A 9,647-nucleotide genomic window follows, 5' to 3' on the forward strand; every position below is an offset into this window, starting at 1 on the left:
CCCCCATCCTTCCCCCCGCCGCTCTTCCCTGGCCGCCGATACGATGGGCGGCCCCATGCTGGGACGCCCAGGCGAGCCACCACGTCGCCCCGAGCCAAGGGCTTGACACACCTTCTCAGAGTCACCTATAATGAACCAGCGTACGTGAGAAGCTGAGTATCTTCCAGACTTGCGCCATCGACAGACAGCCTGAACTGTTCAGCTCTATTTGTAGCCCTTCTCCCGTTTAGTCGTCTACTCTGGGGCAAAAGTGAGGTTCCATTTCTTATGCAGTACAACGTGGCGCAACTCCTGAAGGCATCCATCGGGACCGCCTTCCAGGCAGATATTCATGAAGAAGATGTTCAGCTAGATAGCGATCTTAAGATACTCGGCGCTATCAACGGCCACGTCCGCATGCGACGCACCGACTACGGGTTGCTGGTCGATGGCTGGGTGGATCTGACCCTCCCGATGGTCTGCGACCGCTGCTTGAAGCCCTTTGAGCAGCCCATGCATATCACCTTCGAGGAGCTGTTCTATCCTACCATCGATGTCACCAGCGGCGTGCCTGTTCCCCCACCTCTGGGTGAGGATGAGGGCTTTCCAATTGACGAGCATCACCAGCTCGACCTGAGCGAAGCCGTGCGCCAGCACCTGCTGCTGGAGCTGCCGATGCGCGCGCTCTGCCGCGAGGATTGCCCAGGTCTCTGCCCGCAGTGCGGCCACGATCTGAGTCTGGGCCCCTGCCAGTGTCAGCCGGAGATCGATCCGCGCTGGGGCGCACTGGCCGAGCTGTTGCAACAGCACTTGCCGTCGCAAGCTTAAGGTGCTCGCTGGCCTCGCTGGCCATCCAGTCCGTTCTCGCCAGCCAGCCCGATTTAGGAGATAGAGGAGGAGCTTTGTTCTATGGGCGCATTACCAAAACAGCGAGTTTCCCATGCGCGTAAGGGCGAGAGGCGCGCGCATTTCCACTTGAAGCTACCTCAGCTGGTGCTCTGCCCCCAGTGCCGCTCGCCACGGCTCGCCCACCACGCCTGCCCTAAGTGCGGCACCTACCGCGGTCGCCAGGTCTTCTGGCCCAAGGAGCGCAAGCGCTAGTGGCGTCCAGGCCACAGTGCGCTCCACCGCGCAGGCCCCCACTGACTGGGACAGGCAACCGAGACTATGACGAGAAGAGGAGAGAGCGCGAGGCCACGCCCGCGGTCGAGCGAGGCATGATCAGGCCGGCCAGGTGCGATTAGCTTAGCCAGCAGGCATTGTTTGTCTCGCTCGCTCGCGCCGCGTCTGCCCCTCGCGCGTAGTATAACTCTATGGCAGCACAAGGAATAGCTTTCCTCTTTCCTGGACAGGGCAGTCAGACAGTGGGCATGGGGGCTGATATTTATGAGCAGTCCCCCGCGGCCCGCCAGGTCTTCGAGCGGGCCGACCAGGCTCTGGGAATGGCTCTGAGCACCCTCTGCTTCCAGGGACCAGAAGAGCAACTTCGTGAGACGATTAATGCCCAACCCGCGATTGTCACCGTTAGCCTCGCCCTGTTGGCCGCTCTGCAGGAGCGGCTTGCTTCCCGCTTTAGCTGGTCGTCCCCTTTGACCCCCACCTTCACCGCTGGTCACAGCGTTGGAGAATATGCGGCCCTCGTCGCCGCCGGAGCGCTCGATCTGGAGGATGCCGTGCGCCTGGTACGGGAACGGGGACGTCTGATGCACCACGAAGGGAGCGTCTGCCCGGGCGGGATGGCGGCGGTCATCGGTCTGGATGAGGCGACGCTGCAGGAGATCTGCCAGGAAGCCAGCCAGGAGGCCATGCGGGAAGGAGCAGCGACCCAGCCTCAAACAGACCATCCCGGCTGGGGCAAGGTGAGCGTGGCAAACTTGAACGCTCCAGGCCAGATCGTCATCTCCGGTGAGCAGCGCGCCCTCGCCCTGGCAATGGAGCGAGCTAAGGCGCGCGGCGCCAAGCGGGTTATCCCCTTAGCGGTCAGCGGCGCTTTCCATTCGCCGGTCATGGAGCCTGCCGCCGCGGGTCTAGCCCAGGCGCTGGCCACAACTCCACTGCGCAATGCGGCCATTCCCATCATTAGCAATATCGAGGCCCGCCCGCTGACCGATGCGGAGGCCCTGCGCCAGGAGCTGGCGCACCAGATCGTGGCCCCCGTGCAGTGGGTTCGCAGCGTCGAGTACCTGGCCGCTGCTGGGGTCAGCGTCTATCTGGAGATCGGACCCGGCTCGGTGCTGACCGGCCTGGTCAAGCGCATCACTCGCGATGCCACTACCTTGACAATCAGTAACGCGAACGAACTGGACAAAGCGGTGACCGCCTTGCGTGAGCAAGGGCTGCTCCAGCTCTGATGCGGTATAATAATCAAGGGTTCCTGCCCACCAGACCGGGAAAAGAGCGCAGAGAGCAACCAGCGTCCCGCCAGTATGCTGCACAGTAGAAGGGAAGCAAGACAGATGACCAATGAGCCTCCAGGCGTGGTGCGCGTCGCCCGCCAGGTTCTGACTACCATCGTCTCGAATGCCGCGCTAGGGGTGGCCGGCGTTGTCCGCCTGGCCCGTGGTAGCGAGCGCTGGCCAGCTTTCGCCGGTCGCGAGATCCCCCGCCAAGGTGTGGCTCTAACGGTCAAGGACAATACCGTGAGCGTCGACCTTTACCTGGTCGTGGCCTCCGGCGTCAACGTCGTCGAGGTCGCTACCGCCGTCCAGGAAGAGGTAGCCGCCGCCTTGGAGCATATGGTCGGGATGCAGGTGCGCGAGATCAATGTCTACATCCAGGATGTGGCTTAGCGCCTTGAGCAGAGGCAGGCAGGAAAGAAGGCGAGAGGCAAGGTCAGTCGGTAGGTAGTAGTAGGTAGTAGAGAGAGGAGATGTGGCATCCACGATGAGGCGTGTTCGAGAGAGGCTAGCTTCCTGCTCGCGCGCAAGCGCACGCGGTCGGGCAAAGCCAGCAAGCTAGACCAGCGAATGGGTGAAGACGCTATGCCGGTAGGGATACGCAGACAGGCCCGAATGATCGCGCTGCAGGCGCTCTATGAGTTTGATACGGTGCGGCACCCCCCGGTCGAGGTGGTGCGGCGCCATGCCCAGGAGCGCAATCTGCATCCCCGGGTGGTGGATTATGCCCTTGAGCTGGTTGAGGGCACCTGCGCCCACCTGGAGACGATCGATGCGCAGATCCAGAGCGCCGCACGCGAATGGCCACTTTCACAAATGGCCCGCATCGATAAAAATATCCTCAGACTTGCAATCTATGAGATTCTGTTTAATAATACGGTACCAGCAAAGGCAGCCATTAATGAGGCGGTCGAACTGGCCAAGTTGTTTGGCAGCGACTCGTCGAGCCGCTTCGTCAATGGCGTCCTTGGTACAATATTTGCGCGGGCACAGCAACAGCAGCCCACTCCAACTGCGGAAAGTGAGGTGACATCCTAATGGCTTCTGGCTCTGGCTCCGGCTCCGTCGCTGAGCGCTTGAAGCGGATCATCGTCGAGCAGCTCGGCGTCGATGAGAGCGAGGTAGTCCCCAGTGCCTCTTTCGTCGAGGATCTCAACGCGGACTCCCTGGATCTGGTGGAGCTGATCATGTCCCTGGAGGAGGAGTTTAAGCTCCAGATCTCGGATGAGGACGCTGAGAAGATCACGACGGTGGGTGAGGCCCAGGAATATATCGAGGAACATCTGCGCTAGGTTCCTTTGCGCTGCGCTGATCTGATCCGAATTTATTCACTGACCTGACTCGATCCTTCTTCTGCGGATACGAGAAGCAGGCGGGAGACAGGAGGCGGCGCGGTGACCGCAGTTTTACGGCTCTATTTGTTACCCCGTCCACCTTTCTGGGGACCTCGGAACTAGGTTGGATCACGCCGTAGATGCGCTCGTCGCGTCGGTTTGTCTGATACCAGACAACCGGTCAAACCGCCTCTCTGCTTTTTCCCCGCTATGCCTGCGTGTCCACCTATCGCTCCAGTCGAGCAATCGATCAGGTTGGCGGGTGAGTCGCTGGTTCTGGGCAAGCGGTCGGTCAGGCGGCGCTAAAGGCAGCGCCTTTCTTCAGCCAGATTCGATGGCTTATGTGGCGTGGGATGGGTGGGGTGGCGGTCACCGCTCACTTCGTCTTCCCCCCTCACCTTTCCCTCTGTCACATTTCTTCTCCCCCAGGCATCTCCTTAAGTAAGGAGAGATTCCTTCCCCTGGCCGGCATCACCGGCTCCGGTTGACGTCGAGCAAGTGCGTGAGTGAGGATGTAGACAACAATGGTACCCGCGGCGCAGGCCGTTGAGGCACTGATCCAGCAATACGGCAAGCTGGTCTTTCATACAATCTATGGCCTGACCGGCGATTGGGAGGAAAGCCAGGACCTCACTCAAGATACTTTTCAGCAGGCTCTGAAAAGTATCGAGGCCGCCCGCGCTTCCAGTGGCCCTCATTTTAATGCCCGTGCCTGGCTGCTGAAAATCGCTCTCAATACAGTCCGTATGCAGGAGCGCCGCAAGCGCCTCTTCCGCTTTGTGCCTTTCTCCTCACTCGGCAACCAGAGCCGACGCGATCAGGAGCTGGAGAGCGAACGTTTGACGGAGAATCTTGCGGCCCAGGCGGCTCCTGTCCAGCCTCATGGCTACGGGGCAACGCCTGGCTCCGATCCCAGCGAACTGATCGCTGAACGCGATGCCGTCCAGCGAACGTTGCAGCGTCTGCCGGAGCCACTACGGGTCTGCCTCCTGCTTTCAGTGGTGGGCGACTTCTCCAGCGCGGAGATCGCTCAGATGCTGGACGTGAGCGAGCCGGCAGTTCGTCAGCGCCTGGTACGCGCTCGCCGGCAGTTCCAGCAGCTTTACGCCCTGGAGCGCGGCGATGGACCGCGTCGCCAGCCCGACCTCGCTCCCGCTGGCCAATCCGCCTCAGCGGGCAGAGAGCCAGCGCCCTCTCCGCGCGAAAGCCGAGAGACAGCGCCGCCGCTGCAGTCCGAGCAGACGCTTCAAACAGGAGACGCCGCCAGTGAGGAGAGACCTGAGCGCCTGGTCTCTAATCCTCCCTGGTACAATGGGAGACACTATGCAGCCTTTGGACTCTGTTGACGTCCTGCTCCTGCGCCACTATGGCGAGCAGGCCCCTACTCCGCCTGATCTGGAGGCCCGCTTGCGGGCGGGCGTAACCAGAGAGGCAGCTTCTCTGGAAAGTGGTCAACGTATCGCCCGCTTGCTGGGAGAACAACGCTTGAGCCGCCGCCGCGCCGCCGCTCTGGTGGCTCTCGGCGCCGCCGGGGCCGGCGTGCTCAGCCTCGGCCTGGAGTGTGTGCAGTCCCTGCTGGCCCCCCACCAGCGAGAGCTGTCTTCCTATCCCGCCTATTCTGGCTAGATGGGCCAGCGGCCCCGCTGGCTCTCCAGCCTCCAGCCCCCTGATCAGGGCTGTGCTGGCAAGGGGGGCAAGCGTGAGATACAATAAGTAAAGTAAGAAGAAGAGAGTTGTCGCTTTCGGAGTGCACAAAGGAAGGCGCCACGCCTCCATAAGGCAAGACAAGACAAGAAAAGAGAGGGTGCAACTATGTTCCCCGGATTCCACGGCCTCGATCTGGTTGTTATTCTGATCGTTGCCCTGCTGATCTTCGGTCCAAAGCGCCTGCCTGAAATGGGTTCGGCAATTGGCAAAAGCATTAAGGAGTTCCGTAAGGGCATGAGCGATCTCACTCGGGATAAGGAGGAGCATGATCCCCTGGATGAGCCTTTCTCTCCTTCTTATGCCGCACGGAATAACTTGAACCGCTTGAGCAGCGGGAGCAGTCTGCAACAGGAACCACTCTTTGAGCCTACTCCTGAGCTGGCTCACGAGATGAAACCTCAGTCGACTCAGGGCCAGGCTTCTACTGCGAGCGTCAGCCAAACGGAACCGACCATCAGCGAGGGCAGGCAGAAGGCTGAATGAGACGCCTCTCTGAAGAAGTTGTGAGAAGGAAAAGGGAGCAAGATAGCAGCTATGCAGAGTAGATGCGTCCTATCGGTCCAGCCCGCTCTACACCGCCGGGAGTGAGCAGAGGAAGAGCATGGCTACAGGGAATTTACAAGAACCTGACCTGATGCCCAACCTGGATGAGTCCTTCCGCTTTGAGGAGGAAGAGGAAGACGGCGCCTCCATGACGCTCGTTGAGCATCTGGAGGAGCTGCGCTGGCGCATTTTTAAGTCCCTGATCGCGGTAGTTGTCGGGGCAGTCGTCGCTTTTATCTTCCGCGAGCCGATCCTGCATTTCCTGACCTTGCCCCTGCCAACGCTGACGGCTGGTCAACGCCTCGGCTCTCACGGAGAGCTGGCCGGTAGAGGTCTGATCACTATCGGCCTGGCTGAGGGCTTCACGGTCTTCCTCAAGGTCTCGATCGCGGTCGGCATTCTGCTGGCAATGCCGGTCATCCTATACCAGGCCTGGGCTTTTATCGCCCCCGGTCTCTATCGTCACGAGAAAAGGGCCGCTCTGCCTTTTTTGATCATGGGCAGCCTGCTCTTCGTGGCCGGTATCGCCCTGGGCTTCGTGGTCCTGCAGTATCCAGTTCAATGGCTAATCGCTTTCTCCTCCGGCGATTTTGTGGAGCTGGTTTCGGCAGACAGCTACTTTACGTTCGTGGCCTTCTTCTTGCTGGCCTTCGGAATCGTCTTCGAGATTCCTCTCGTGTTGACTTTCCTGGCCAAGCTCGGGATCGTAAGCGCGGAAACCTTGAAGCGTCGCCGCGCCGCGTCTCATGTCGGGCTGTGGGTCGCCTCGACCTTCTTGACCCCCGGGGCCGATTTCTATAGTCCCATTATCCTGGGGGTGACCATGTCCTGCCTGTATGAACTGACGATCCTGCTCATCCGCCTTATGGTCCGTCCGAGCAAGGCAGGGGCATGAGCGAGCTTGCGCGAGTCCCCGAGAAGAGACGGCAGGCAACCACTTGGCTTCACTCGACTCGCCAGGCTCGCTCACGCATTCGGGCAGGTCCACCGCCGGAGGAGCGATGGCCCGCCCTGGTCAGGATAGATTGGGCCAGTAAGTCAGCAGGCTGGCTCTGGCAATGATCCGGGATGGGCGAGAGGGAGGTGACTCAGTTAGCGCAGTCGGGCCTCCGCTTCGGCTGCTCCCGGATCAGTCTGGTTTATCCCGGCCCCCCCTTTGGTTGCCTCTTGTGGATCACGCTCAAAACCTCGCCAGAGCACGAGGATGGCGAGAGCATAGCTGATGGCCGCCAGGACAAAGACAGCAGAATAGCCTTGCTGAACGATGATAATTCCACCGATGGGGGTCGACAAGGAGTAGGCGATCCAATAGGCAGCCTGATAGCTACTGTTGGCCAGGCCGCGCCATTGCCCAGGCACAACCTCCATTGAGAAGGCTTGCAGCACTCCCATTGTCATATCCATCGCCCCCTGACGCAGTGGATAGAGCAGGGCCGCCAGCAACAACGAAGGGCTGAAGCCCAGTACGAGCATGAGCGGCAGACTGAGCGCTTGCGTTAAGACCACAGCCCGCACCTTGCCCAGGCGCGCCGCCAACCAGGGGGCGAGAAGAGTCGCGCCGGCGGTGAGAGTAGTGGCCCCACCATCGATGAGGCCAAATTGCCAGGAGCTGGCGCCCAGATGACGCACGAAAAAGAGGTTGAAGTAGGGAATAAAGAGGCCGGCCCCGAAGCCAATCAGCCCTTGCTCCAGGGTAAGCAACACCAGGGCGCTGCCCAGCCAGGGCCTCCAGACCTTCCAGTCCAGCCAGCGCCGCCAGTCGGCCATAACTCTGCGAGCAAGGCCGCCCACTCCCTCCGTCAGGATACGTCTGGCCCCCCCACTCCTCCCATCGGCAGGCTTTAACCGAGGCTGCGGATCAGGATCGAGCAGAAAGAGCGGGATAAGGCTGGGAACGGCCAGCAAGCCAGCCCCAATAAGGGCAAGCTGATAGGCACGTGCTGCCGGCTGAGGAGCCAGCAGACTACTGAGAGGGAAGGGTAGCGGCCCCATAAGCCAGGTCAGCTGACGAAGCCAGACAGGCAGCGCTCCCCCAAGCAGACGCCCAGCTACCGAGGTCACCAACGTCACGACGAGATTGAGGCTGAAGAGATGGGAGCGCTCTGCAGGTAAGCTGTTCTGTGTCAAGTAGGGAGCATTGACGACGAGGAGGGCCGCGCTGACTATTCCCGCCAGGAAAGCCGTGACTAGCAAGGGGAGGGCCTGTCGAAACAGGATCTGGCCAGCCCCAAGCAGGCCAATCAGGAGGCTGGCCACGATCAGGACCGTCTTGCCCCCTAAACGGTCCACACAGAGACCAGCGGGAAAGATAGCCAGGCCCGCCCCGACGGTAGCCGCAAATTGGACAGCCCCAATGAAGTCAGCACGGTAGCCCAGGGCATCGAGATAGAGATTATAGAGCAGCAGCAGAATGCCGAGCGAAACACCGCTGAGAGCATTGCTGATCAGATAGAGACGAGCATTCCGCTGCAAACGGGTGAACTGACGTACATAGTCAACGAGGAGAGACATGGCGCACGGACTGCACCGCCTGTTGAGCAGGCGCCTCCTCTCTGGTGGAAAGCCCTCTCGAAGCGCCGGCCCGGCCAGCCCCCTCGGCTTCGGAGGTAGCAGGCAGATCCTCAGCAACGCTGCGGCCCGCTGTCGACGGCCTTGCTTCGCGTGAGCTCTCCCGCAGCTCTCGTTGGCGCGCCTCGCGTCGCACCAATCCTGGTAAGAAGAAGGCTCTGGCCATCTCCTTGACCATCACTGTACGCGCGCGGAACTCGATCACCGCCTCCGCTACCCGATCGCTTCCTTGCTCGACGCGCCGATCGACCGCCCGCACCCGTTCCGGCAGGTTGACCACGCCCTGGACCAGCGGATGCTCTAGCGCTCCTCCCTCGGTGGGCCGCTCGGTGGGACTGGTCTCCAGGGCTTGATTGAGCTGATCGACCGCTGGGCGTAGACGCTTAATCAACTCGCTCTTCTCCTGGACCCAGGCAAAGGCGAAGAATAAGCCGATGGAAAGCCCCAGCGCTAATAAGATAAAGACAAACAACTCGATCGCCAGTACGATCGCCGCAATCTGCCCCCAGGTCTCCAAGGGATCAGCAGCGAGAGCAGCCAGGACAGGGACAGACATAGCTACTTTCCTCCAACCTCATGAGCACGGATGGCACGCATCTGCTGGCGCCGGCGCTCTTCGCTGCGGCGGGCACGGCCCTTGCCCAGGAAGATACGCAACACCTGCTGCCCCGCCAGGACAGTGGCCACGGCGCGAATCCCCGGCGCCAGCGCGAAATCACGCGCCAGTTGGGCGGCGCTACCTACCGTCGTGACCGTATGGCCGGCGGTGCGCGCTGTCTCCTTGACTACACCAACCGTCTCCTGCACTGAGGCCAGGAGTGGACGCATCTCGTTGCGCACCGTCGTAATCGCCCGCAGCAGGGCGAGAATAGTATAGATGAGAAGAGCAATAGCGATCAGCGTTGTTGCAGCCAGGATGATCAGAGCAATATAGAGCACTGCCAGCAAGACATGGAAGAGAGCAGCCAGGATAAAGCCTACAATGAGCAATACCAACACCCCAACCCCGATCACCAGCAAATAGCGCTTTGCGCTTTGCATAAGAAAGAGACCTCCCGGCAAAGATTTAGAGAAGCCTGTACTACCTGATTATAACGCATGGCCTTAAACAGCGACCACC

General features: G+C 60.8%; 13 protein-coding genes. 10 read left to right on the top strand and 3 right to left on the bottom strand.

Annotation, left to right across the window (positions count from 1 at the left end; all coding sequences use genetic code 11):
* Window positions 1-267 precede the first annotated feature (267 nt).
* The 10 genes from IRZ31_RS17415 to tatC all read left to right on the top strand — a co-directional run bounded on the left by IRZ31_RS17415 (window position 268) and on the right by tatC (window position 6,854).
* The gene (locus IRZ31_RS17415) at window positions 268-807 is read left to right on the top strand and encodes a DUF177 domain-containing protein (protein ID WP_297155966.1); all 540 of its coding nucleotides are present in this window, start codon (window positions 268-270) and stop codon (window positions 805-807) included.
* Between the two features lie 81 nt (window positions 808-888).
* Complete coding sequence (gene rpmF, locus IRZ31_RS17420; protein WP_112431204.1) at window positions 889-1,080, top strand: 50S ribosomal protein L32; 192 nt, start codon at window positions 889-891, stop codon at window positions 1,078-1,080.
* Window positions 1,081-1,292: 212 nt separating this feature from the next.
* The gene (gene fabD, locus IRZ31_RS17425) at window positions 1,293-2,330 is read left to right on the top strand and encodes an ACP S-malonyltransferase (protein WP_297155968.1); all 1,038 of its coding nucleotides are present in this window, start codon (window positions 1,293-1,295) and stop codon (window positions 2,328-2,330) included.
* Window positions 2,331-2,435: 105 nt separating this feature from the next.
* Complete coding sequence (locus IRZ31_RS17430) at window positions 2,436-2,768, top strand: Asp23/Gls24 family envelope stress response protein (RefSeq protein WP_052890847.1); 333 nt, start codon at window positions 2,436-2,438, stop codon at window positions 2,766-2,768.
* A 177-nt stretch (window positions 2,769-2,945) separates the two neighbouring features.
* Entirely contained in the window at window positions 2,946-3,413 is a 468-nt protein-coding gene (gene nusB, locus IRZ31_RS17435; protein ID WP_297155971.1) for a transcription antitermination factor NusB, read from the top strand.
* Window positions 3,413-3,667, top strand: a complete 255-nt coding sequence (acpP, locus tag IRZ31_RS17440; protein WP_151729580.1) for an acyl carrier protein — start codon at window positions 3,413-3,415, stop codon at window positions 3,665-3,667. The genes nusB and acpP overlap by 1 nt, the downstream gene beginning before the upstream one ends.
* 566 nt (window positions 3,668-4,233) lie before the next feature.
* The gene (locus IRZ31_RS17445) at window positions 4,234-5,055 is read left to right on the top strand and encodes a sigma-70 family RNA polymerase sigma factor (protein WP_297155974.1); all 822 of its coding nucleotides are present in this window, start codon (window positions 4,234-4,236) and stop codon (window positions 5,053-5,055) included.
* Window positions 5,033-5,335, top strand: coding sequence for a hypothetical protein (locus IRZ31_RS17450; RefSeq protein ID WP_297155976.1), 303 nt, complete (start codon window positions 5,033-5,035; stop codon window positions 5,333-5,335). The genes IRZ31_RS17445 and IRZ31_RS17450 overlap by 23 nt, the downstream gene beginning before the upstream one ends.
* Window positions 5,336-5,521: 186 nt before the next feature.
* Entirely contained in the window at window positions 5,522-5,899 is a 378-nt protein-coding gene (locus tag IRZ31_RS21485) for a twin-arginine translocase TatA/TatE family subunit (protein WP_363325695.1), read from the top strand.
* 118 nt (window positions 5,900-6,017) lie between these two features.
* A complete protein-coding gene (tatC, locus tag IRZ31_RS17460; RefSeq protein WP_297155978.1) occupies window positions 6,018-6,854 on the top strand; it encodes a twin-arginine translocase subunit TatC in 837 nt (278 codons plus the stop codon).
* A gap of 197 nt (window positions 6,855-7,051) precedes the next feature.
* Here the strand turns inward: tatC and IRZ31_RS17465 are convergent, their stop codons facing one another.
* From IRZ31_RS17465 to IRZ31_RS17475, 3 genes are read right to left on the bottom strand one after another with little or no spacing between them, the layout of a single operon-like run.
* The gene (locus IRZ31_RS17465) at window positions 7,052-8,470 is read right to left on the bottom strand and encodes an MFS transporter (protein WP_297155980.1); all 1,419 of its coding nucleotides are present in this window, start codon (window positions 8,468-8,470) and stop codon (window positions 7,052-7,054) included.
* Window positions 8,454-9,083, bottom strand: a complete 630-nt coding sequence (locus IRZ31_RS17470; RefSeq protein ID WP_297155982.1) for a hypothetical protein — start codon at window positions 9,081-9,083, stop codon at window positions 8,454-8,456. Before IRZ31_RS17470 ends, IRZ31_RS17465 begins: the two co-directional genes overlap by 17 nt.
* 2 nt (window positions 9,084-9,085) lie before the next feature.
* On the bottom strand, window positions 9,086-9,568 hold the full coding sequence (locus IRZ31_RS17475; protein ID WP_297155984.1) for a hypothetical protein: 483 nt from the start codon (window positions 9,566-9,568) through the stop codon (window positions 9,086-9,088).
* Window positions 9,569-9,647: the final 79 nt, after the last annotated feature.

This window comes from Thermogemmatispora sp. (assembly GCF_019683635.1).
Taxonomy (GTDB): Bacteria; Chloroflexota; Ktedonobacteria; order Ktedonobacterales; family Ktedonobacteraceae; genus Thermogemmatispora.